Here is a 22,496-nt window from a genome sequence, read left to right on the forward strand (position 1 = left end):
AGGTGCACTTTTCATGAGTGCATCGTCTACCCCCGCAAGCGGCCAGGTCCGCATGAATCCGCCGGTGTTTTATTTCGCGGCGACCTTTATTTTGTTGTTCGCCGTTGTGGTCATGGCGATACCCGAACAGGCCGGTGCCTGGCTTCTGCAAGCGCAAAACTGGGCGGCCAATACGGTCGGTTGGTACTACATGCTCGCGATGACGCTGTATCTGGTCTTCGTGGTGGTCACCGCCTTGTCTGGCTACGGCAAGATCAAGCTCGGTGCCGACCACGACGAGCCCGAATTCAGCTACCTGTCCTGGGCCGGCATGCTGTTTGCCGCCGGGATCAGCATCACGCTGTTTTTCTTTTGCGTGTCCGAACCGCTGACGCACCTGGCACAACCGCCGCAAGGTGAGGCTGGTACGGCGGATGCGGCGCGTCAGGCGATGCAGATTCTGTTTCTGCACTGGGGCCTGCACGGTTGGGGCGTGTTCGCCTTCGTCGGCATGGCGCTGGCTTATTTCGCCTATCGACATAACCTGCCGCTGGCTCTGCGTTCGGCGCTGTATCCGTTGATCGGCAAGCGCATTAACGGCCCCATCGGCTACGCGGTGGACGGCTTCGGCATCATTGCCACGGTGTTCGGCCTCGGCGCGGATATGGGCTTTGGCGTATTGCACCTCAACTCGGGCCTCGATTACCTGTTCGGCATCGCCCACACCCAGTGGATTCAGGTCGGCCTGATCACGCTGATGATGGGCGCGGCGATCATCGTCGCGGTGTCCGGCGTCGATAAAGGCGTGCGGGTGATGTCCGACATCAACATGCTGCTGGCCTGTGCGCTGCTGCTGTTCGTGTTGTTCGCTGGCCCCACCCAGCACTTGCTCAACACACTGATCCAGAACATCGGCGATTACCTCGGCGCCTTGCCAATGAAGAGTTTCGACCTCTACGCCTACGATAAACCGAGCGACTGGCTGGGCGGCTGGACGGTGTTCTACTGGGCCTGGTGGATTGCATGGTCGCCGTTCGTGGGCCTGTTCATCGCGCGGATTTCCCGGGGCCGGACCATCCGTGAGTTCGTCTTCGGCGTGCTGTTGATTCCGCTTGGTTTCACTCTGGCGTGGATGTCGATCTTCGGCAACAGCGCCATCGACCAGGTCCTCAACCACGGCATGAGTGCGCTCGGCATGTCGGCCATCGACAACCCGTCGATGACCCTGTACCTGCTGCTGGAAACCTACCCGTGGAGCAAAACCGTGATTGCGGTCACGGTGTTCATCAGCTTCGTGTTCTTCGTGACCTCCGCCGACTCCGGCACTGTGGTGTTGTCGACGTTGTCCGCCAAGGGTGGCAACCCGGATGAAGACGGGCCGAAATGGCTGCGAGTGTTCTGGGGCGCGATGACGGCGTTGGTGACCAGCGCGCTGTTGTTCTCCGGCAGCATCGATGCGTTGAAGTCAGCAGTGGTGCTGACGTCGTTACCGTTCTCGATGATTTTGCTGCTGATGATGTGGGGGCTGCACAAGGCGTTTTATCTGGAATCGCAGAAGCAGATCGCGCAACTGCATTCCCTTGCGCCGGTGTCCGGCTCGCGGCGCGGTGGTTGGCGTCAGCGCTTGAGTCAGGCGGTGCATTTCCCGTCGCGCGATGAGGTCTATCGCTTCCTCGATACGACGGTGCGTCCGGCGATTGAAGAAGTGACGGCAGTGTTCGTCGAGAAGGGCTTGCACGTGGTCACTCAGCCCGATCCGGCCAATGACAACGTCAGCCTGGAGATCGGTCACGGCGAACTGCATCCGTTCATCTATCAGGTGCAGATGCGCGGGTACTTCACGCCGTCGTTCGCCCGTGGCGGCATGGGTTCCAAGCAACTCAACAACCGTCGTTACCACCGGGCCGAAGTGCATTTGCGCGAGGGCAGCCAGGATTACGATCTGGTGGGCTACACCAAGGAGCAGGTTATCAACGACATCCTCGACCAGTACGAGCGGCACATGCAGTTCCTGCACCTGGTGCGTTGATTGAGAAGGGTGGCGCTGACGTCTTGTCAGGCGTCAGTGCTCATCGTCATGAACAACACCAATGCCGCCACCGGCACGCCGAATACTGCGCTACCCACCACCAGTTCCGTGCTCAACGGCTGGCCGGCGTTGACCATGCCGACCGCGCCGTTGATCAAGGTCAACGCCAGCCACAGCACGACAAAGCTGTAGGCCAGGGTCTGGCGGGGGAAACCGATTTTCTCGCCGATGAACAGCATCAGCGCCAGCAGGACCAGGCCGAAGAAGATGATGATTGCTGTGTGCATGGTGAGTCCACCCTTCAGGTATGCATTGCTTTTGAGGCAGCCATCGCGAGCAGGCTCGCTCCCACATTCAACCGCGTTGCTGGATGAGAGCTCGGTCATCTGTGGGAGCGAGCCTGCTCGCGATGGGGTCACCTCGGTGTCCTTGCTACTTATTGAGCATAGGCACCGCTGCGCTTAAACCAACCCACCATTCACCCGCAAAATCTGCCCATTGACCCAAGCCGAATCCGGCCCCACCAGAAACGACACAACGCGAGTAATATCCTCCGGCTGACCCAAACGCTCCAGTGGAGGCATCTTGGCGAAAGTCTGGATTTGCTCTTCGCTCTTGCCGTGCAAAAACAGCTCAGTCGCCACCGGGCCAGGCGCCACCGCGTTGACGGTGATGTTGCGACCGCGCATTTCCTTGGCGAACACCTGGGTCAGGGATTCCACAGCCGCTTTGCTGGCGATGTACACCGCGTAGCCCGGCAAGTTAAGGCCAACGGTGCTGCTGGAGAAGTTGATGATCCGGCCACCGCTGTTCAGACGCGTCGCCGCTTCACGCAAGGTGTTGAAGGTGCCGCGAGCGTGGATGTTGAAAGTCTGGTCGAACAGTTCGTCGGTGTGCTGCGCCAGCGGCATCACTTTGAGGATGCCGGCGTTGTTGATCAGCGCATCGACCTTGCCCAGTTGCGCTTCGGTTTCGTCGAACAACCGGCGCACGTCATCGGCATTGGCCACGTCAGCCTTGACCGCTATGGCCTGATGCCCGGCCTGACGCAACTCCACAACCAGTTTTGAGGCTTCAGTGGCGCTGCTGGCGTAGTTGATGGCGACGGCGAAACCTTCGCTGGCCAGTTGCCTGGCGATCACAGCGCCGATGCCGCGGGAGGCGCCGGTCACGATGGCAACTTTCGAAGTTTGAGCAGTCATGGCGTTGATTCCTTGGAGTGGTTTGAAGTGGAGCCAGACTCACATGTTTACTCAGGCCGATAAATGCATGAGAGTTGCCTTGACTGTTCAATAATCGCCAACAATCGAGCGCCAGGAGTGACCCGTGGACCAAGTCAAAGCGATGAAGGTGTTCGTGCGGATCTACGAGCGCAGCAGCTTCACCCTGGCGGCCGATGACCTGAATCTGCCGCGGGCGACGCTGACCCACACGCTGAATCAGTTCGAAGCCTGGCTCGGTACCCGTTTATTGGAGCGCAGCACTCGCAAGGTCCGTCCGACCCTGGATGGCGAGGCGTATTACCTGCGTTGCGTGCAGTTGCTGGCGGAACTGGAAGAGGCCGAACTTGCATTTCGCAGCGTAGCGCCGAAAGGGCGGTTGCGAGTGGATCTGCACGGTACCTTGGCCAAGCACTTCGTGATCCCGGCGTTGCCGCAATTCATGGCGCGCTACCCGGATATCGAACTGTCCATCAGCGAAGCCGACCGCTTCGTCGACCTGATCGCCGAAGGCGTTGATTGCGTGTTACGCGCCGGCACCTTGGGCGACTCGGCACTGATCGGTAAACGTGTCGCCAACTTGCGGCAGATTACCTGCGCCAGCCCCGCCTACCTGCGCAAATACGGCGAACCGAAAAACCTCGAGGACCTGAAAAAACACCGCGCGGTGAACTACGTTTCGCGCACCACCGCCAAGTTGTTTCCGTTTGAATTCATGGTGGATGGCGAGCTGCAAGAAGTGACCATCGATGGCGCATTGTCGGTGTTCGGTGCGGAGATTTACGCCGCCTCGGCGATTGCAGGCCTGGGGTTGATTCAGTGCCCGCACTACCGAATGGAAACGCTGATTTCCCAAGGGCTGGTGCGGGAAATCCTCACCGACACACCACCGCCACCGATGCCGGTTTCCGTTTTGTATCCCCATAACAAACACATGTCGCCACGGGTTCGGGTGTTTGTGGATTGGTTGGGGGAGGTGTTTGAGGGGGCTGTTTGACCTTGCTCGCTGCTCTTGATCGTTCCCACGCTCTGCGTGGGAATGCAGCCCGGGACGCTCCGCGTCCCATCCAGAGCCGAACGCGGAGCGTCCGTTGAGGCATTCCCACGCAGAGCGTGGGAACGATCTTCTGTGAAACGTTTCAGCATTTTCTCGAGTCCGAGGTTTATCGGCGTTTGTCCAAGCGTATGCTGGGCAACTTGCAAAGCAGTCGATACCCCATTCAAGACAGACAAGAGAGGATTCGATGACCTACACCGCTGCCGAAAACCGCTACGATTCCATCCCTTACCGCCGCGTGGGGCGCAGCGGGCTGGTGCTGCCGGCACTGTCCCTGGGCTTGTGGCACAACTTCGGCGACAGCACGCCGATCGACACCCAGCGTTCGTTGCTGCGCACGGCATTCGATCTGGGCATCAACCATTTCGACCTGGCCAACAACTACGGCCCGCCGTATGGCAGCGCCGAGATCAACTTCGGTCGTTTGCTGCGTGAAGACTTCAAGCAGTACCGCGATGAGTTGATCATCTCCAGCAAGGCCGGTTGGGATATGTGGGCCGGCCCTTACGGTCAGGGCGGTGGTTCGCGTAAATACGTGCTGGCCAGCCTCGACCAGAGTCTGCAACGTCTGGGCCTCGATTACGTAGACATCTTCTATTCCCACCGCTTTGACCCGGACACGCCGCTTGAAGAAACCGCCAGCGCACTGGCCACTGCCGTGCAGCAGGGCAAGGCGCTGTACATCGGCATCTCGTCCTATTCCGGGGTGAAAACCCGTGAAATCGCCGGGTTGCTGAAGGAGTGGAAAGTACCGTTGCTGATCCACCAACCGGCCTACAACCTGCTCAACCGCTGGGTGGAAAAGGACCTGCTGGAGACCACCGATGAACTCGGCACTGGCGTGATCGCCTTCACGCCGTTGGCTCAGGGGCTGTTGACCGACAAGTACCTAAATGGCGTGCCAGCGGATGCACGGGTCAATCGTCCGGGCGGTGGTTCGCTGCAGGCGGCTCACCTGTCCGAAGCCAACATCGCCCATGTGCGGGCGCTCAATGAAATCGCCAAACGCCGTGGTCAGAGCCTGGCGCAGTTGGCGCTGGCCTGGACCCTGCGCGATCCACGGGTGACCTCGGCGCTGATCGGCGCGAGCCGGCCGGAGCAGATTATCGAGAATGTCGGGGCATTGAAGAATCTGAATTTTAGCGTGGAAGAACTGGCGGAGATTGATCGGTTTGCCCAAGAGGGTGGGGTCAATCTTTGGGAGAAGCCTTCGACGGCTGAATAACTCCGTACTGATCGTTCCCACGCTCCGCGTGGGAATGTAGCCCGGGACGCTCCGCGTCCCATCCAAAGCCGAACGCAGAGCGTCCGTTGAGGCATTCCCACGCGGAGCGGGGGAACGATCGGTTCACCGGAAAAAAGGCACATCCCCCAACACAGTCGCCCGCTGCATCACCCGCCGTGCCGGGCGGTAATCATCCACCGCGTGATGTTGGGTCACACGATTGTCCCAGAACGCGATGTCGTCTTTCTGCCAGCGCCAGCGGATGGTGAATTCCGGCCGTGTGGTGTGGGCGAACAAGAATTTCAGAATCACCTCGCTTTCCGTTTCCGACAGCTCATTGATCTTCGACGTGAACCCTTCATTGACGAATAGCGACCGGCGCCCGCTCACCGGGTGCGTGCGAATCACCGGGTGCGATAGCGGCGGGTTCTTGCGCCGGGCTTCTTCCCACTGGGCCAACGCGTCCGGTGTATTGCCATAGCGCTCCAGGGGGAACGAACGGGTGAAATCGTGAGTTGCGGTCAGCCCTCCTAGCAGGGTTTTCATCGGTGCGGACAGTGCTTCATACGCCGCAATACCACTGGCCCACAGCGTGTCGCCGCCAAATTCGGGCAGCAGTTTGGCGCTGAGCACTGCACCCATGGCCGGGGTCGGCAGGAAGGTCACGTCGGTGTGCCAGATCGCGTTGTCCCGCACGTCGGTGACGGCGGTGTCGAGGATCAGCACTTCCGGCTGCTCCGGCACGTTCGGGTAGATCGGATGAATGTGCAGGTCGCCAAAATAGGCGGCGAATCGCGCTTGCTGCTGCGGCTCGATCGGCTGGTCGCGGAAGAACAGCACTTGATGCTTGAGCAGCGCCTGCTCGATGGCATCGCGTTGCTCAACGTTCAGCGGCTGGCTGATATCGATACCGCTGATTTGCGCGCCGAGGGCGCAGCTGAGAGGGACGATTGTCAGGTTACTCATGGTGGTTCTCTTCGAATTCGGTATCGAGCTTTTGTGGGAGCGAGCCTGTGGCGAGGGGGCCTTGCCCCGGGCTCAACCCTGTGGGTACCACACCAACCGCTCCGCCGCCGGGTTGCGTTCTTCAACCTGAAACCCCAGCGCCAGGTAATGCTGGCGAGCATGGAGGTTATTGGCCCAGACCACCGTCGCCACCGGGCAGCGAATTTGCTGCGCGGCTTTCTGCACGCCTTGCAGCACTGTCCGACCGTAACCCTTGCCGCGGGCCTGGGGGATAAACGCCAGGTACAGCACGCGAATTTCATTGGGGCCAAAGTCGGTGGTCAACGCACCGATGGCCGTGTCGAGTTTCTCTATCACATAATGCATGGCGTTGGGGAAGTTCTCCCCCAGCCCTTGTTCCTGCACCCTGAATTGCTGGGCAACCACCTGCTCAACCACCTCCTGCTCACCGTCGATCCATTGCAGATCCGGCCGCGCCGCTTGGTAAAGGCTGTGCAGAAACGGTCCGTCGCTGGGTCGCGAAGGCCTGACCACCAGGCCGTCCGCTGCCACTGAGTTGCTGTTCGCCATCGCTGTCCTCCCTTAGAAACCGCTTTCCCTGACCCCCAGGGCCGCCAAGCGCCGCCAGGCAACGCCCAGCAACGACTCGCCGCTGCCCTGCAATACCACAATGCCGCGCAACGGCTGCACCGGCGTCGGGGTATTTTCGAGGATGCTCAACCGCGCGCCGTACTGCGCCTGCACCGGCTCGGCGCGCTGATGCTGGTCGCGGCGTACGGCGATCGGCCCGTGGTGATCGGAAGTCAGCGCTTCCTGATCGACATAAGCCACGCCGTTGGTGTCAATTTCGCTCAATTGCACGGCGATTGCCGGGTGCATCGGGTCATCGGCGATGAACCTCCCACTGGCTCCCGGGGCAACACGCCAGAGTTCGGCTTCGGCCAGATACCCGCGCAACCGCGCGCCGTCCTCGACCACCCGGGCCAAAGGATCTTTGGTCGAAAGCCAGCGGCCGACCGTTAACTGTGGCAACAGATCGCGCACCTTGCCACCGTGGGGCGCGCGCAGCAGCAGACGTTCACGCTGAGCGGCCAGGCCCCGATATTCGGCCACGGCTTCGGCCAGGCGCTGTTCGACGATTCCGGCGTCGGCGGCGGTTTCGCTACGGCCGGCCTGACGACGCATCTGTAATTGCTGAATCTGGATTTCGCGACGGACGATGGCCTGGCGTGAGTCCAGATCCGGGGATTCCAGCTCGATCAGCACCTCACCTTGAGCGACGATCTGGCCGTCGTGCACATTCACCGTTTTGACCCGCGCCGCCACCGGCGCGTGCAGGGCGCTGGCGCGTCCGGCCTCAAGCATCGTCGGCAACTCCACCGCGCTACGCCAAGGCAACGCCAGCAGCAACAACAGCCCAAGCAACGCCAGACCGCTGAGCAGTACCCGAGGTGCATGCGCCTGTTCACGACGACTCCACCATTGCCGCCATTCGCTCAGGATCGGCAGGAAGATGAACCACACCAGTTCCACCAGCATCAGGAAAATCCCCAACACCTTGAAGAACAGGTGATAGACCGCCAGCGCAATCCCGAAAAACAGCACCGCGCGCCACAGCCACGCGCCATACCCCCAGATCAGCAAACGCCGCTGCATCTTCGGCGACCACGGCTCCGGTGCCGGGGCTGCGTAGCCGAACAAAAACTCGCGCAGCCGCCAGCGGCACAAGGCAAAGGCCCGCCCTTGAAGGTTGTCCACTTCCCAGAAATCACTGAGCAAGAAGTAGCCATCGAAACGCATGAACGGGTTGAGGTTGATCACCAGCGTGGTGATCCAGGTCGCACTGGCGAGCATGAACGCCGCGGTACGCCCAGGGCCGTCAGGCAACAGTGACCAGGCGAGCAGCGCGATACACGCCAACACCAGTTCCGCCAGCACTCCGCCGGCACCGATCAGCAACCGCGCACGTCGATCATTGACCCGCCAGGCGTCGCTGACATCCGTGTAAAACATCGGTAGCAGCACCATGAATGCCACGCCCATGCTCTGCACCCGACAACCGGCGCGCTTGGCCATGAAGGCGTGGCCGAACTCGTGGCACAGCTTGGCGAAAAACAGCGCTACAGCGAACGCCAGGGCACCGCCGAGGCTGAACAGGTGCGGAAAGGTGGCGATAAACCGCTGCCAGTCCCGTGACACCAGAAACACCCCGAGCCCCAGCGTCGCGGGCAGTCCGTAGCGCAATGCACGCGGGCCGAAACGCTCCAGCCACGGCCAGGCTCGATTGAGAAAGGCGTCCGGGCGCCACAGCGGAATCCGGAAAAACAGGTATTGATGCAGCAGGATTTGCCACAGGCTCTGGCGCTGAGCCGCGGCCTTCAGGCTATAACTGGCGCGCTGCGACGGGTCGAGAGCGCTGATCAGGTCGTGGCCGCGCAAAAACTCCAGCAATTGCTCAAGCGCCGCGCCATCCAGCGGCAGCCCCGGTTCGCGATTGGCAGCACGCAGCACTTGCTCGGGGTCGCCCAACGACCAATGGCGCAGCAGGCGCATCGCCGCCGCACCGAGTTTGAAATAGCGCCCGCGCACCGGGTCGGCCAGGGTCCAGCGCGGCGACCCGTCGAGGGCCGGGGCCGCCGCCGACAATTGCAGGTCTGCCCGCAGGCTCGGCAGGCTCATCTACAGGCCCACGCTCTGACGCAACCCGGCCAGCGGTCGGCGCAACAGGTACAACGCCAGCGGCGCACGGTCGCCGAAGACTTTCGCAGTGCCGCGCAAACCGATGCGCGGCGGCGCGGCGTCGAACGTCGCATCCAGTCGATAAGCCAGTTGCCCGGCGGCGGTGGGCTGCGCCTCGTAGGCCGAACGTTCGAGTTTGGCCAAGTGCCGCTGCAGCGGATCGCTGTCGAGAAACAGCGCGACTTGTGCGCCCGGTTCCAGGGCAATCGCATCGCCCACGGCCAACTCGATGCGCAATTCGGCCTGGTTCGGGTCGGCGATTTCCATCAGCCGCTCGCCGGTTTGCACCGGTTTGCCGGTCCAGCGCTCGGCGTCGGCGAACACCGCGATGCCGTCCCGCTCGGCACGTACTTCGCTGCGTTTGAGCAGCTCCCGGGCGTAATCCCGTTCGGCGCGCTTCTGCTCCACTCGCGCCGCCAGCAGATCGATTTTCGAACTGGATTCGGCATCGGCGAAGGAACGTTGGGAATTGGCCTTGAGTTCCGCTTCGGCAACGCCGAGGGCGCGCTCGGCCACATCGGCCTGAGCCTTGAGCGTGGTGCTTTCGAAGCGCAGCAGCAGGTCGCCGGTTTTCACCGCCTGATTGGGTTTGACCAGAAACTCGGCGATCACCCCGTCCAGCGGCGCGGCGACCACCCGACCGCCCAACGGGACGACTTCGGCGGGGGCCAGCACCGATTGGCGCACCGGGATCAGCAACCCGAGCAACAACACGGCAACCAGCGCCACCTGACGCTTGCGCGTCCAGCGCAATCGCCAGGGCTTGCGCGGTTGCTGCGCGAGCCAGGCATGGCTGTAGGTGTCGCCCAGTTGCGACAGCAGTACTTGTTCGGAAGGGTTCCACGGCACATCCCGCGCCAGCCACAGACCGCCGAACACCTCGCCCTGATGATCGATCAGCGGCAGCCAAAACACCTGAGCGGCTGACAGACTTTGCCAGTCGGCCAGAATCGATTCGCTAAGGAGATCAGGCGCAATCACCCGCGCCTGTTTCAGCACCTCAAGCTTGAACAGCTGTGCGACCGCTTGCTCGACAAACGCCACGAACGGCGCATTCGGTTCCACGGCACTGACACCGGTAACCGCCTGCACCTTGCCGGCGATCAACAGCGCGGCATGGCGGAAACCGAACAGCGCCTGACCGTCATTGACCAGGCTGTAAGCCAGTTGCGAAGGCGTGCGCGCGGCGCGGGTCTGGCGTTCGAGGTCGAGAAACCTGGCGAACACCTGCTCGGCGCCGCCGGTCACCGGGGCGTTCATTTGAGCTCCGCGAAATGCGCCGTTCCGCTCATGCCGGCCAACAGACCACTGGCGTTGGGCAGCGTCGCCACCAGCAGCAAAGTCTGGCTGCCTTCATCAATTCGCGCACCGAGGCGTTTGACCGTGGCATCCAGCGGCTGACCGGTTTCATCGGGGACAAAACTGAAGGTCTGGCCGGGCTTGAGCTTGCCCATCCAGCGCGATGGCACCAACAGGTGAATTTCCAGGGTGCGGTTATCGACCACGTCCAGCAACGGCGTACCGGCGGCAACGCTTTCGTAGCGCTTGACCTTACGTTCGACGACCTGGCCATCAAACGGCGCAACCACGCTGCAGCGTTTGACCTGAACCTGATAGACCTGAGACTGCGCCTGAATCTCGCTAACCTTGGCCTCGGCCCGCGCCACTTCAAAGCGCCCGACTGAATTCAACGCCGCCAGTTGTTTGTTGTGGGCCAACTCTTCACCGGCGCCACGGCTGGCGGCCTGAGCCGCATTGAGCTGAGCCTGATAAGCCGAACAGTCAAACCGCGCCAGGGTGTCGCCCTTTTTGAACGACTCGCCCTCACTGAACGGCAACTCGACAATCCGCCCCGACAACTCGCTGGCCAGCACCGCCTGATCCCGGGCTCGCAGCACACCACGGGCTTCACTGCTGGCTGATGCATTACCGTCGACCGCGCTATTTTCCAGCAGCGGATCGTCTGGCGCAGGCGTTTGTGCCTGTACTACGCACGTTACAAAGGTTAATCCTGCAACCCAAACACGAAAACGCCGCATAACCGTAACTCCCTGACGGATGAGCGGAGTCTAAGACAGCGGGAGTGAGCGTCAAGCGGATGGGCATCATTGGTTGAAAGAGCGTGCTCACTGTTCAGTATTAATGGCCTTACAAATCATCCAGAAGGTTCCTACACCATAGCCGGACAGCCACAGATTGCAGACGTAGACCTGACACCTTAATCTCGCCGAACTAAACCTTGTACGCAGCGATTAAATTCGCTGGCAGTCAGGGTGAAGAAACCGGCTCCGGCCGGTTTTTTCGTTTTTCTGCGCGCTGATCAGCGCTGCGCCGTCTCCGTCAACGGATACACCGACTCCCATCCCCCACCCAACGCCTTGTACAAACCAACCATCGCCAACGACACCCCGGTCGAGCTCTCGACCCACTGCTGCTGGGTCGCCAGCAATTCGCCTTGCACGGTGAGGACGTTGACGAAATCCACTACTCCTTCGACGTATTGCTGTTGCGCGGTGCGCAAGGCTATCTGGTTCTGGCGCACGGCTTCGGCGAGGCTGTCGCGGCGCAGTTGGCTGGCGTTGTAGGCGGTGAGTTGATCGTCGATTTCATGCCAGGCCCGCAGCACGGTTTGCTGATAGGCCAGCGCCGCTTCCTGTTGCTCGGCTTCGCGCAGGTGCAACATCCCGCGCAGGCGACCGCCGTCGAACAGCGGCAGGCTGAACTGCGGGCCGATGCCGAACGAACGCGAGCCCCAAGAGCCGAAATCGCTTAGTTGCAGGGCTTGCGAACCGATGTTGCCCGACAAGGTGATCCGCGGATAAAAGTCGCCCTTGGCCACGCCGATGCTGGCGGTCGCGGCATGCAGGCGGGCTTCGGCCTGACGTATGTCTGGGCGGCGCTCGGCCAATTGCGACGGCAAGCCGATGGCGACCTGACGCGGGGTTTGCGGCACCGGGGCATCTGTGGATAACTCGGCGGACAGCGCTTGCGGCGGTTCGCCCATCAACAGGCTCAAGGCGTTGATCAGTTGCGACTGACGCTGCTCCAGCGCCGGCAAACGTGATTCGATGGCCGCGACTTGCGCAGCGGCTTCGGCGACGTCCAGATCTGTGGCAACACCGTCGGCCAGGCGCAGTTGCGAGAGTTTCAAACTATGGCGGGCGACGTCGAGGTTCTGCTCGGTGACGGCCCGCGTGCTTTGCACACCGCGCAGTTGAATGTAGTCCTGGGCGGTTTCGGCAAGCACCGACAGCAGCACGCCGCGACGATCGTTTTCCGCCACTTCCAGAGTGGCATCGGCGGCTTCGGTTTCGCGGCGCACACGGCCCCAGAAATCCAGTTCCCAGGAGGCGGAAAAGCCTGCGTCCCACAGGTTGAACGCCGAGTCGCCATTGTTGCCCGACGGATCGTTCAGGCCTTCACCGCTGTTGCGTTTGCGCCCGTAGCTGCCGGTGGCGGCGGTATTGGGATAGCGGTCGGCGGTGATCACCTGACGCGCGGCTCGGCTTTGCTGCAAGCGGCTGCTGGCGAGTTTCAGGTCGAGGTTGTCGGTCAGGGCGCGTTGGGTCAGGGCTGAGAGTTTCGGGTCGTGGAATACTTCCCACCAGCGTTCGTCCATTTCGCTGGGAATGATTTGACTGGCGGCGGCTTTAGTTGGTTTGGACCATTCGGCCACTTGTTGCGGCTGAGGCTTTTGGAAGTCCGGGCCGACGGTGCAGGCACTCAAAGAAAACAGACTCAACACAAAAACCACTGAATGAATACTGACCCCGTGGCGAGGGGGCTTGCCCCCGTTCGAGTGCGCAGCGCTCGCAAATTTTAGGTCCGCTGCGCGGCCCAACGGGGGCAAGCCCCCTCGCCACAGGGATGTGCGATTAACAAAGTTCATCGTTGCGCAACCTCATGCTCGCTGGCGCTTGCAGTATCAATCCTCGCCTCCACCGACATCCCCACCCGCAACCGTTCGGCCAATGGCTGGCCCGGATCGAGGAGGATTTTCACCGCAATCCGTTGCACAACCTTGGTGAAGTTGCCGGTGGCGTTGTCCGGTTTGACCGAGGCAAAGGTCACGCCGGTGGCCGGTGCGATGCTCTCCACGCGGCCGCGCAGGGCTTCGCCGCCGAGGCTGTCGACGTGCACTTGCACGCTCTGCCCCGGCTGTACGTCAGTCAGTTGGGTTTCTTGAAAATTGGCGACCACATAAGCCCGCTCCAACGGCACCACGGCCAGAATCTTGCTGCCCGGAGTGACATAGGCGCCGACCCGCACCGCGCGTTCGCCGACCATGCCGTCCTGAGGCGCAACGATGCGCGTATAGGACAGCTCATAGCTGGCCATTTCCAGCGCCGCTTGCGCTCTTTTCAGCCCGCCTTCGGCCGCATCACGCTGGGCGGTCAGGATCTCCACCTGCTTGCGTTCCGCCGCGAGCACTGCCGTGGCATTGGCCAAACGGGCGGAGGCCTGATCGATGCGTGTGCGTGCTTGCTGAGCATTTTGCACCGTGCCGGCGCCGACCCCGGCGAGATGGTTGTAGCGGTTCAGTTCATGCTCGGCGAAGGCCATTTCAGCCTTTGCTGAAACCACCGTAGCCTGGGCTTGAGCGATCACCGATGTCTGGCGCTCCAGGGTGGCTCGAGCGTTTTGCAACTGCGCCCTGGCCACCAGGGTTTCAGCGTCGGCGGCTTCAGCGGCAGCGCGTAGATCGCGGTCGTCGATCAACGCCAGTAGCTGTCCGGCCTTGACCAGCTGGTTGTCTTCCACGAGCACGTCTTTGATGAACCCCGCCACGCGCGGCGCCACCCGGGTGAAGTCCGCCGAGACGAAAGCATCGTTGGTGCTCTGCTGTGTACGCTTGCCGAACAAGCCCGGCGCCAGCAGGTAAATCAACACCCCGAGCGCCGCTACTGCGGCAACGCCGACAGCGACTTTTTGCTTTGATTGAGTCGTCATAAAAACCTTCTGTTTCAGTGAAACATTCAAGTCGGCGCGCGCGGTGGATAGATCCGCGTCGGCAGCCAGAAAATCATCAGGATCAGCGCCACGGCGACGCCGGCCATGCTCAGATAAAGATCGGAGGAGGTCAGCACTAAGGCCTGTTGATGCAGTCGGTGAGCCAGGCCTGCGTTGTCGCTGTCGATCAGGGGTGAGTTACCGAGGTTGTCCACCAGCATGGTCGAGTGGAAATGCAGCCGTGCAGTGGTCAGTGCCTCGATCACCCCGGTGGCAATCACCGCCGCCAGGCCTTTCACGGTATTGAACCAGGCCGAGGCGTACGGCCCTTCCATCGGAGTGATGCTGCCGGTGGAGAGCATCAACAGCGGCAGCACGGCCATGGGCTGACCGAAAATCTGTAGCCATTGCAGGACATAGAAATCGTCGCGAATCCACGCCGACGTCAGCTGCGAACCACCGAGGCAAGACAGCGTCAGCATGCTCAGGCCGATCCCCAGCACCCAGCGGCAATCGACCCAACGCAGGTTGCACAGCGCCGCCACCAACGGCAGCGCGATCAACTGAGGCAGCGCCGCCAGGAGCATGATCGGCGCGGTCTGCACCGGCCGATAACCCTGGACCTGAGCCAGGTAACTGGAGGGAATGATGACCACCGCGAGCAACACCACGAGCACGCCGGCCAGCGTCAACAGCGCGAACGACAGGTTGTGGATACCCAACATCTGCAACTTGAAGAACGGAATCGGTTGCGACCACTCATTGATCAGGAACAACACCAGCAACAGCAACCCGCCGCCGAGCAGTCCACAGATCAGGCTCGACTCGAACCAGTCCAGCCGATTGCCTTGCAGAATGCCGATCACCAGCATGCAGATCGCCGGGAACCCCAGCAGCAAGCCACGCCAGTTGAATGACTTGAAGCGTTCCAGTCGCAGCGGATCCTGGGGCAAACCGTAGGCCACCGCCGCCATGGCAAACAGGCACGGCACGACGATTTGCCAGAAGGTCCATTGCCAGCCGACGTACTCGGTCCACAACCCGGCCAGCGGTGTACCGAGACCGGGGCCGAAGGTTGCCGTCAGGGCATAACCGGCCAGGCCATAGAGTTTCACGTTGGCCGGCAGGAACCGCAGGGCAACGGTCATCAGCATCGGCGGCAACGCGCCGCCTGCCAGGCCTTGCAAGGTGCGCATGACCAGCAGGCTTTCGTAATTCGGAGCGAACGGGCACAACACACCCAGCAGAGTGAATGCACTGATCGCGTACAGCGTGAAGCGGCGCAACGAAAACGTTACCGAACACCAAGGGGCAAACGCCATGGCGGCCACCGAGGTCGCGGTGTAACTGGCGACCAGCCAGGTGCCTTCGTCGTAACCAATGGCCAACGCGCCGCGGATATCGGCCAGCGCGACTTTGGTCACCATCTCGTTCAGGCCCGACACCAGCACCGCCAGTAACACGCCCACCAGGCCGATGATGATTCGCGGGCCGAAGACCGGTGGCGCGACGGCGGCCGTTGGTTTGGCCGCAGCGAGAGGCGCCGTGACCGTGAGGGAAGTCATGTACTGCAAGCTCCGGAAGGGGGATACCGAAGCATTCTAGGGAGCGTGGAAGGTTACGAAAATTGACTTATTGGCAGCTTATAAGTGTGTTTCATGCAGCAATACAAAACCCTGTGGGATCAACTTTAGGTTGGTGGTGCCGCCAACCACGTCTCATCGCAACAGGTCTTGAGGGTTTCACGCATCCAGCGGTGGGCCGGGTCCTTGTCGAAACGCGGATGCCAGGCCTGGGTCAGCATGAGGGTTGGCAATGGAATCGGCAGGGTGAACGAGCGCAGTTTCAAGCCCAGGCGTCGCACGCTCAGCAGCGCCTCCTTGGGCACCGGCAGAATCAGATCGGAATCCGGCAAGGCGAACATCGCTGCATGGAAACTCGGTGCAATCACCGCCACCCGCCGCTCCAGCCCCAAGGCGTTAAGCGCCGTATCGATCGGCCCGCGGGCGATCCCGCGACGGGACATGCTGATATGGGAAAATCCGGCGTAACGTTCGGCGGTGATTTCTTCGTCGAACAACGGGTGATCTTCACGCACCAGCCCGACAAAGTGCGTGGAAAACAGGTTCTGAACCTTCACTTCCGGCATCAGCGGACGATTGTTGCTGACGCTTAAATCGATGCGCCCTTCGCGTAACGCTTCGTCGTCGCCATCGCCCTCAGGGACAAAGCGCAATTCGCAATGCGGGGCCTGGCGTTCCATCGTGTCAAATAGCTTGCCGCCGTAAACGCCAACAAAGAAATCATTGGCGCGAATGCTGAACCGCCGGCGCAAACTGCCCAGATCCACCTCATCGGCGGAGCGGAACAGCAAAGCGGCCTGCTCCACCAGGTCCCGCACCTGCTCGCGCAACTCCAGTGCCTTGGGCGTCGGCACCAAGCCTCGACCGGCGCGCACCAGAATCGGATCGCCAATGGCCTCGCGAATCCGCGTCAGCGTCCGGCTCATCGCCGCCGGGCTGAGGTTCATCCGCCGTGCAGCGCCTACCACACTGCCTTCATCGAGCAAGGCGTCGAGGGCGACCAACAGGTTCATGTCCGGGAGTTGCATGCTGAGCACTCGTGTCTGATCTGGATTGATTCAGACGCAATGCTAGCAAACATCTGCCTGACGAATGTTTGGCAGGTCTGTGGGAGCGAGCCTGCTCGCGATGGCGTCAGCTCAGACGCCGCGTTAAGCCGACTTGGCCAAAATCAACCCAGTCTCACTCGCCGCTTCTAAGCGAATCGCTACAAACTTCGATGTCGGCGTATGGCTGCCATCTCCAGTGCTTTCCAGCGGCACCAGCGGGTTCACTTCCGGATAGTAAGCGGCCGCTTGCCCGGCAGGAATGTCGAACGCCAGCAGCGTGAAACCCTTCACCCGACGCTCACGGCCATCATCCCAAATCGAAACAATGTCAGCCTTCTGCCCGGGTTTGAACCCGAGGCGAATGATGTCGGCTTCATTGACGAACAGCACATCGCGCTGACCTTTCACCCCGCGATAACGGTCATCAAGACCATAAATCGTGGTGTTGTACTGATCGTGGGAGCGCATCGACTGCATGATCAGGTCCGGCAGCACGCCGGTGGCGCGGGTGCGCTCATGCACTAGATGTTTGGGCAGCCTGTTCGCACGGAAGTTGGCCCGACCCGATGGGGTATTCCAGCGACGTGCACTGGCGCTGTTACCCAGGTAGAAACCACCCGGGTTCTGGATTTTCTCGTTGAAGTCCCGGAAGCCCGGGATGGTGTCGGCGATCAGGTCGCGGATGCGGTTGTAATCGGCCACCAGCCAGTTCCAGTCCACCGGTTTGCTGCCCAGGGTTGCGGCGGCGATGCCGGCGATGATTGCAGGCTCCGAGCGCATCTGGTTCGACAGTGGCTGCAGCTGACCGTTGGAGGCGTGGACCATGCTGAACGAGTCTTCCACGGTCACCGCTTGGGCGCCTTCGGCCTGGATATCGATGTCGGTACGGCCCAGGCACGGCAGGATCAGCGCGTCTTTACCGTGGGCCAAATGGCTACGGTTGAGCTTGGTGCTGATCTGCACGGTCAGGTCGCAGTTGGCCAGAGCCTGGAAGGTACGCGTGCTGTCCGGGGTGGCTTGGGCGAAATTGCCGCCCAGGCCGATGAAGACTTTCGAGCGGCCGTCAGCCATGGCGTGAATTGCCTCGACCACGTTGTGGCCGTTTTCACGGGGAACCTTGAACTGGAAGCGCCGCTCCAGAGCGTCGAGGAACGCCACCGGCGGACGTTCGTTGATGCCCATTGTCCGGTCGCCCTGCACATTGCTGTGGCCGCGCACCGGGCACAGGCCGGCACCCGGCCGGCCGATGTTGCCGCGCAACAGCATCAGGTTGGCGATTTCCTGGATGGTCGCCACCGAATGACGATGCTGGGTGATGCCCATCGCCCAGCACATGATCACGTTCTTGCCCTTGGCGTACATGCGCGCCGCTTGCTCGATTTCCACCAGGGTCAGGCCGGACTGTTCGACGATCTGCTCCCACGGGGTGTCGTCGACGATGCCGAGGTATTCCAGAACGTTGATGCTGTGTTCATTGAGGAAGTCGTGGTCGAACACCGCAGGCTCACCAGCCTTCTGCGCATCGCGCTCCCATTGCAGCAGGAACTTGGCCATGCCGCGCATGATCGCCATGTCGCCGCCCAGTGCCGGGCGGAAGTACGCGGTGTTGGTCGGCTTGTCGCCGTTGGTGAGCATTTCCAGTGGGTGCTGTGGATGCTGAAAACGTTCCAGACCGCGTTCTTTCAGCGGGTTGATGCACACCACCTGAGCGCCGCGTTTCACCGCTTCGCGCAGGGGTTCGAGCATCCGCGGGTGGTTGGTACCGGGGTTCTGGCCCCAGACGAAAATCGCATCAGCGTGTTCGAAATCATCGAAGGTCACGGTGCCTTTGCCGACGCCAACGCTCTGCGCCAACGCAACACCACTGGCTTCGTGACACATGTTTGAGCAATCGGGGAAATTGTTGGTGCCATAGGCGCGCACGAACAATTGATAGAGGAACGCCGCTTCGTTGCTGGCGCGGCCCGAGGTGTAGAACTCGGCCTGATTCGGGCTCGACAGGCCGCGCAGATGTTTGGCGATCAGGGTGAAGGCATCATCCCAGCTGATGGGTTGGTAGCGATCGGTTTCGGCGTTGTAGCTCATCGGCTCGGTCAGGCGGCCCTGATATTCAAGCCAGTAGTCGCTCTGTTCCAGCAGCGAGGTGACGCTATGTTTGGCAAAGAATGCAGCGTCGACACGGCGTTTGGTCGCTTCCCAGTTCACCGCTTTAGCGCCGTTCTCGCAGAACATCACCATGCCCTTTTCCGGAGAATCGCCCCACGCGCAACCGGGGCAGTCGAAGCCGCCGTTCTGGTTGGTCTTGAGCATTATGCGCAGGTTTTTCAGCGCATTATCGCTGGTCAACCAGGCTTGGGCGACGCTGATCAGCGCACCCCAGCCACCGGCTGGGCCTTTGTAGGGCTTGTAGCGGGGGACGGGTTTCTGGTCGGCTTGACGATGTTGACTCACGCTTGATTCTCCGTCGCGGGGCTGTAGACCCGCGGCGCACTTTTCTGCGGCAGGTGGATGAGGTTGAGGTTGTGTCGACGGGCCCATTGCACGGCAAGGCCCGTGGGCGACGATAAACTGACCAGGGTCTGAATGCCGGCGCGTAAAACTTTCTGGATCAATTCGAGGCTGCAACGGCTGGTGACAATCGCTAGGCCGCCAGTGATCGGGATCTTCTGGCGGATCAACCCACCGATCAGCTTGTCGAGGGCGTTGTGTCGACCGATGTCTTCACGGCCCAGCAACAATTCGCCGTTGCCGTTCATGAACACCGCCGCATGTACCGCGCCGCAATGTTGGCCCAGCGGCTGGAATTCGCCGATGCGCTGGCGCAGGCCGTCCAGCCATTCGGTCGGGGGCAGTGGGGCGCCGGGCAAGACTTTGAGGTCGGGCAGCGCTTGCTCAACCGCTTCCACGCCACAGAGCCCGCAACCACTGGTGCCGGCCAGCTGCCGACGCTGCTGCTTGAGGTTCCAGAAGGCGCGATTGGCGATGGTCACTTGCGCGTATTGCGCCGAACCCGAGCCGCTGAGTTGCAAGTCGTAGATATCGCAGGCGTCTTCGATGATGCCGCTGCCGAGGCTGAAGCCGACGATGAAGTCTTCAAGATCCGTTGGTGTGACCAACATGACTGCCTGGCTGATGCCGTTATAGGCAATCGCCAACGCGACTTCCTCGGCCAGCGCGGTGCTGGCCGATTCGGTGTATTCAAGGTTGCAGTAACTGTATGTCTGACTTGCGACGGTCGCGGGCGTTTCAACAGCAGGCGCCGCGCGGGCAGGGCGCTTGGCGTTCATCAGGTATCACCGACGGGTTGGTCAGTTTTAAGCCTAGGCGGGTCAGCGGGTCGTGTCTAATTGCTATTACTGATCTCCTGATAGATGACGTCGATCAAGAGCCGGCCACTGATTGCTGATAGATCGCGAAACAGGCTTCTGCAAGCGCCGAACGCGGAGCGCTACGACGCATGATCAGCCCCAGCCGGGCGAGAGTCTGGGCACTTTCTATAGGCTGCAGGCGCAAGTGATCAGTGAGGTTTTCCAGACCACCTTCCAATGGCATCACGGCGCAGCACAGGCCGCCGTGTACCGCTTGTAACAATTGGTGGACCGCATCGGTTTGCAGCAACGGTTGGGGGGCCAAGCCACGGCTGTGGAAGTTATGGTCGATGGACTGGCGAAAATGCATGCCGCTGGTGAGCATGCCCAACGGCAGTTCAATCAACGATTTCCAACTCAAGGGCGCGTCGCCGAAACTGAAGAAACGCTGATCGTAGAGCAAGCCCATGTGGGTTTCGCTGAAAGCCAGGGAGTCGAAACGCTCACCGTCCAGACGCTCCAGGTACGACACGCCGAGGTCGAGACGGTTGTTCGCCAGCTGCTCGAGGATCTGCTCGGAACTCAGGGCTGAGAGTTCGAAGCGCAGGTTCGGGTGCTCGGCGTGCAGGCGCTGCATCAACGGTACCGGGTCGAAACTCGACAGCGGCACCACGCCCAGACGCAACGTACCCACGAGGTTGCCGCGACAGGCTGCCGCTTCGGCCTGCAAACCGTCGTAGGCCGCCAGCACCGTACGCGCCCACGCCAGCACACGCTCGCCCGGCGCGGTGAAACCTTCGAAGCGCTGGCCGCGGTTGACCAGCGGCAGCTCGAGCTCTTCTTCAAGGCTGCGCAGGCGCATGGACAGGGTCGGTTGGGTGATGTGGCAACGCGCGGCGGCCTGGCCAAAATGCCGGGTTTCGTCGAGGGCGATGAGGAATTTGAGCTGCTTGATGTCCATCTTCGCTCCAGGGCGCGGGCAAGGTTTGCGATTCTACCGCCTGCGCGGGGTTGGGTCATTGGTCGGCTGGGAACCGGGCTTTGCAAGGCTGGTCTAGTCTTTGGCGTCTGGAACCTAAACCTATGGAGAAAACACGATGAGCCTTTTCAGCTTTTTGAAAGATGCCGGTGAAAAAATCCTTGATGCATTGACACCAGACAAGGCCGAAGCCAACAGCGAAGCCTTGACCAAGCATGTGAAAGACGCGCTGTCAGGAATCGATACGTCCAAAATCCAGGTGAAGGTTGAAGGCGAGAAAGTTATCGCCACCGGCGAAGCCGCCACCCAGGAAGAAAAAGAAAAAATTCTTTTGGTCCTGGGCAATGTTGCCGGTATCAGCTCGGTGGATGATCAGATTACCGTGACCGGGCCAGTGGCAACGGCGGCAAAATTTGTCACCGTCGAGAAAGGCGACACTCTCAGCGCCATTTCCAAGCGTGTATATGGCGATGCCAACAAGTATCAAAAGATCTTCGAAGCCAACAAGCCAATGCTCAAGGATCCGAACAAGATCTATCCGGGGCAGTCGTTGCGGATTCCTGAGTAACCCGCAGATCTGTGGCGAGGGGGCTTGCCCCCGTTCGGCTGCGAAGCAGTCGCAAGGATTTTGGGGCCGCTTCGCGACCCATCGGGGGTAAGCCCCCTCGCCACAGGTTAGAGCCCGGCAATCAACTCCCGATAATCCCCCACCGCCGCAAACTCGGCCGTGTCCTTCGGCCCTTTTCGGCTGTCTGGCTCGCTCACGGCCAGCAGATGCGCCACGCCAAAATTGCGCGCACTGCGCAGAATCGGCAACGTATCGTCGATAAACAGACTGCGCGCCGGATCGAAGCCGATGTCGGCTTGCAAGGCATCCCAGAATTGCGGGTTTTCCTTGGGGAAACCGTAATCGTGAGAGCTGATCAAGCGCTCGAAATACGGCGCCAGTTCAATTCGCTCCAGCTTCAATGACAGCGAGTCGCGGTGGGCGTTGGTGATCAGTACCACGCGTTTGCCGGACCGTTTGATCGCCGCCAGAAAAGTGTCCGCATCCGGACGCAGGGCGATCAAGTGCGCGGTTTCCAGTTTCAGTTCGCGCACCGACAGCTTCAGCTCGGCGCTCCAGAAATCCAGGCAGTACCACTGCAACTGGCCGGCATTGCGTTCGAACAGTGGCTGCAATTCCAGCTCCGCCATGGCCCGGCTCACCCCGTGCAGCTCGGCATAACGCTGGGGCAGGTGCTCCATCCAGAAATGGTTGTCGTAGTGCAGATCCAGCAGCGTGCCGTCCATATCCAGCAAAACGGTATCGATGTCGCGCCAGGGCAGCAGGGACATAAAACTTCTCCAGCGGTAAAAAAGATATCCGGGATAAACAATCAGGATAGGCCGGGTACAGGCTGGGTGGAAAG

At 61.2% G+C, this 22,496-nt stretch carries 19 protein-coding genes; 4 read left to right on the top strand and 15 right to left on the bottom strand.

Annotated elements, in window-relative coordinates:
* Positions 1-52 precede the first annotated feature (52 nt).
* Positions 53-2,008, top strand: a complete 1,956-nt coding sequence (gene betT / locus ACZ9IM_RS00605; RefSeq protein ID WP_427624247.1) for a choline transporter BetT — start codon at positions 53-55, stop codon at positions 2,006-2,008.
* A gap of 26 nt (positions 2,009-2,034) precedes the next feature.
* Here betT and ACZ9IM_RS00610 read toward each other — a convergent pair whose 3' ends face one another.
* The gene (locus ACZ9IM_RS00610; protein WP_427624218.1) at positions 2,035-2,295 is read right to left on the bottom strand and encodes a hypothetical protein; all 261 of its coding nucleotides are present in this window, start codon (positions 2,293-2,295) and stop codon (positions 2,035-2,037) included.
* A 174-nt stretch (positions 2,296-2,469) separates the two neighbouring features.
* Entirely contained in the window at positions 2,470-3,210 is a 741-nt protein-coding gene (locus ACZ9IM_RS00615; protein WP_427624219.1) for an SDR family oxidoreductase, read from the bottom strand.
* Between the two features lie 124 nt (positions 3,211-3,334).
* Between ACZ9IM_RS00615 and ACZ9IM_RS00620 the strand changes: the two genes are divergently transcribed.
* Together ACZ9IM_RS00620 and mgrA are read left to right on the top strand one after the other, a co-directional pair.
* Positions 3,335-4,225, top strand: a complete 891-nt coding sequence (locus ACZ9IM_RS00620; RefSeq protein ID WP_427624220.1) for a LysR family transcriptional regulator — start codon at positions 3,335-3,337, stop codon at positions 4,223-4,225.
* Between the two features lie 247 nt (positions 4,226-4,472).
* Positions 4,473-5,510 (top strand): L-glyceraldehyde 3-phosphate reductase, encoded by a 1,038-nt coding sequence (gene mgrA, locus ACZ9IM_RS00625; RefSeq protein WP_427624222.1) that lies wholly within the window; start codon positions 4,473-4,475, stop codon positions 5,508-5,510.
* 123 nt (positions 5,511-5,633) lie between these two features.
* Here mgrA and tauD read toward each other — a convergent pair whose 3' ends face one another.
* The 12 genes from tauD to ACZ9IM_RS00685 form a co-directional block, all read right to left on the bottom strand.
* Positions 5,634-6,476 carry a taurine dioxygenase gene (tauD, locus tag ACZ9IM_RS00630; protein ID WP_476223184.1) on the bottom strand — a complete coding sequence of 281 codons (843 nt, stop codon included), beginning with the start codon at positions 6,474-6,476 and terminating at the stop codon, positions 5,634-5,636.
* Positions 6,477-6,548: 72 nt separating this feature from the next.
* Positions 6,549-7,046 (bottom strand): GNAT family N-acetyltransferase, encoded by a 498-nt coding sequence (locus tag ACZ9IM_RS00635; protein ID WP_427624225.1) that lies wholly within the window; start codon positions 7,044-7,046, stop codon positions 6,549-6,551.
* Between the two features lie 12 nt (positions 7,047-7,058).
* Positions 7,059-9,155, bottom strand: coding sequence for a site-2 protease family protein (locus tag ACZ9IM_RS00640; protein WP_476223185.1), 2,097 nt, complete (start codon positions 9,153-9,155; stop codon positions 7,059-7,061).
* Positions 9,156-10,475, bottom strand: coding sequence for an efflux RND transporter periplasmic adaptor subunit (locus ACZ9IM_RS00645; protein ID WP_007906386.1), 1,320 nt, complete (start codon positions 10,473-10,475; stop codon positions 9,156-9,158).
* Positions 10,472-11,254, bottom strand: coding sequence for an efflux RND transporter periplasmic adaptor subunit (locus ACZ9IM_RS00650; RefSeq protein ID WP_427624228.1), 783 nt, complete (start codon positions 11,252-11,254; stop codon positions 10,472-10,474). The genes ACZ9IM_RS00645 and ACZ9IM_RS00650 overlap by 4 nt, the downstream gene beginning before the upstream one ends.
* A gap of 281 nt (positions 11,255-11,535) precedes the next feature.
* Entirely contained in the window at positions 11,536-13,104 is a 1,569-nt protein-coding gene (locus ACZ9IM_RS00655) for an efflux transporter outer membrane subunit (RefSeq protein WP_476223186.1), read from the bottom strand.
* A complete protein-coding gene (locus ACZ9IM_RS00660; protein WP_476223187.1) occupies positions 13,101-14,165 on the bottom strand; it encodes an HlyD family secretion protein in 1,065 nt (354 codons plus the stop codon). The genes ACZ9IM_RS00655 and ACZ9IM_RS00660 overlap by 4 nt, the downstream gene beginning before the upstream one ends.
* 26 nt (positions 14,166-14,191) lie before the next feature.
* A complete protein-coding gene (locus ACZ9IM_RS00665) occupies positions 14,192-15,730 on the bottom strand; it encodes an MFS transporter (protein ID WP_476223188.1) in 1,539 nt (512 codons plus the stop codon).
* Positions 15,731-15,855: 125 nt separating this feature from the next.
* A complete protein-coding gene (locus ACZ9IM_RS00670; RefSeq protein ID WP_476223189.1) occupies positions 15,856-16,776 on the bottom strand; it encodes a LysR family transcriptional regulator in 921 nt (306 codons plus the stop codon).
* Positions 16,777-16,899: 123 nt separating this feature from the next.
* Complete coding sequence (locus ACZ9IM_RS00675; RefSeq protein ID WP_476223190.1) at positions 16,900-19,248, bottom strand: FdhF/YdeP family oxidoreductase; 2,349 nt, start codon at positions 19,246-19,248, stop codon at positions 16,900-16,902.
* On the bottom strand, positions 19,245-20,084 hold the full coding sequence (gene fdhD, locus ACZ9IM_RS00680) for a formate dehydrogenase accessory sulfurtransferase FdhD (protein WP_123498352.1): 840 nt from the start codon (positions 20,082-20,084) through the stop codon (positions 19,245-19,247). The genes ACZ9IM_RS00675 and fdhD overlap by 4 nt, the downstream gene beginning before the upstream one ends.
* A 94-nt stretch (positions 20,085-20,178) precedes the next feature.
* Positions 20,179-21,066 (bottom strand): LysR family transcriptional regulator, encoded by an 888-nt coding sequence (locus tag ACZ9IM_RS00685; protein ID WP_401171961.1) that lies wholly within the window; start codon positions 21,064-21,066, stop codon positions 20,179-20,181.
* Positions 21,067-21,202: 136 nt separating this feature from the next.
* On the opposite strand from ACZ9IM_RS00685, the gene lysM reads away from it, so the two are divergent.
* On the top strand, positions 21,203-21,652 hold the full coding sequence (gene lysM, locus ACZ9IM_RS00690; protein ID WP_427624234.1) for a peptidoglycan-binding protein LysM: 450 nt from the start codon (positions 21,203-21,205) through the stop codon (positions 21,650-21,652).
* 107 nt (positions 21,653-21,759) lie between these two features.
* On the opposite strand, the gene yrfG is transcribed toward lysM, so the two are convergent.
* Positions 21,760-22,422 carry a GMP/IMP nucleotidase gene (yrfG, locus tag ACZ9IM_RS00695; protein WP_476223191.1) on the bottom strand — a complete coding sequence of 221 codons (663 nt, stop codon included), beginning with the start codon at positions 22,420-22,422 and terminating at the stop codon, positions 21,760-21,762.
* Positions 22,423-22,496 lie beyond the last annotated feature (74 nt).

The organism is Pseudomonas sp. TE12508 (assembly GCF_056279485.1).

What these genes read in the sequence shown, in the direction of transcription:
- betT (WP_427624247.1), top strand. Translation starts at nt 53, where the DNA reads ATGAATCCGCCGGTGTTTTATTTCGCGGCGACCTTTATTTTGTTGTTC.
- tauD (WP_476223184.1), bottom strand. Translation starts at nt 6,476, where the DNA reads ATGAGTAACCTGACAATCGTCCCTCTCAGCTGCGCCCTCGGCGCGCAA.
- ACZ9IM_RS00660 (WP_476223187.1), bottom strand. Translation starts at nt 14,165, where the DNA reads ATGACGACTCAATCAAAGCAAAAAGTCGCTGTCGGCGTTGCCGCAGTA.
- ACZ9IM_RS00650 (WP_427624228.1), bottom strand. Translation starts at nt 11,254, where the DNA reads ATGCGGCGTTTTCGTGTTTGGGTTGCAGGATTAACCTTTGTAACGTGC.
- fdhD (WP_123498352.1), bottom strand. Translation starts at nt 20,084, where the DNA reads ATGAACGCCAAGCGCCCTGCCCGCGCGGCGCCTGCTGTTGAAACGCCC.
- ACZ9IM_RS00610 (WP_427624218.1), bottom strand. Translation starts at nt 2,295, where the DNA reads ATGCACACAGCAATCATCATCTTCTTCGGCCTGGTCCTGCTGGCGCTG.
- ACZ9IM_RS00665 (WP_476223188.1), bottom strand. Translation starts at nt 15,730, where the DNA reads ATGACTTCCCTCACGGTCACGGCGCCTCTCGCTGCGGCCAAACCAACG.
- ACZ9IM_RS00685 (WP_401171961.1), bottom strand. Translation starts at nt 21,066, where the DNA reads ATGGACATCAAGCAGCTCAAATTCCTCATCGCCCTCGACGAAACCCGG.
- lysM (WP_427624234.1), top strand. Translation starts at nt 21,203, where the DNA reads ATGAGCCTTTTCAGCTTTTTGAAAGATGCCGGTGAAAAAATCCTTGAT.
- ACZ9IM_RS00645 (WP_007906386.1), bottom strand. Translation starts at nt 10,475, where the DNA reads ATGAACGCCCCGGTGACCGGCGGCGCCGAGCAGGTGTTCGCCAGGTTT.
- mgrA (WP_427624222.1), top strand. Translation starts at nt 4,473, where the DNA reads ATGACCTACACCGCTGCCGAAAACCGCTACGATTCCATCCCTTACCGC.
- yrfG (WP_476223191.1), bottom strand. Translation starts at nt 22,422, where the DNA reads ATGTCCCTGCTGCCCTGGCGCGACATCGATACCGTTTTGCTGGATATG.
- ACZ9IM_RS00615 (WP_427624219.1), bottom strand. Translation starts at nt 3,210, where the DNA reads ATGACTGCTCAAACTTCGAAAGTTGCCATCGTGACCGGCGCCTCCCGC.
- ACZ9IM_RS00635 (WP_427624225.1), bottom strand. Translation starts at nt 7,046, where the DNA reads ATGGCGAACAGCAACTCAGTGGCAGCGGACGGCCTGGTGGTCAGGCCT.
- ACZ9IM_RS00655 (WP_476223186.1), bottom strand. Translation starts at nt 13,104, where the DNA reads ATGAACTTTGTTAATCGCACATCCCTGTGGCGAGGGGGCTTGCCCCCG.
- ACZ9IM_RS00640 (WP_476223185.1), bottom strand. Translation starts at nt 9,155, where the DNA reads ATGAGCCTGCCGAGCCTGCGGGCAGACCTGCAATTGTCGGCGGCGGCC.
- ACZ9IM_RS00670 (WP_476223189.1), bottom strand. Translation starts at nt 16,776, where the DNA reads ATGCAACTCCCGGACATGAACCTGTTGGTCGCCCTCGACGCCTTGCTC.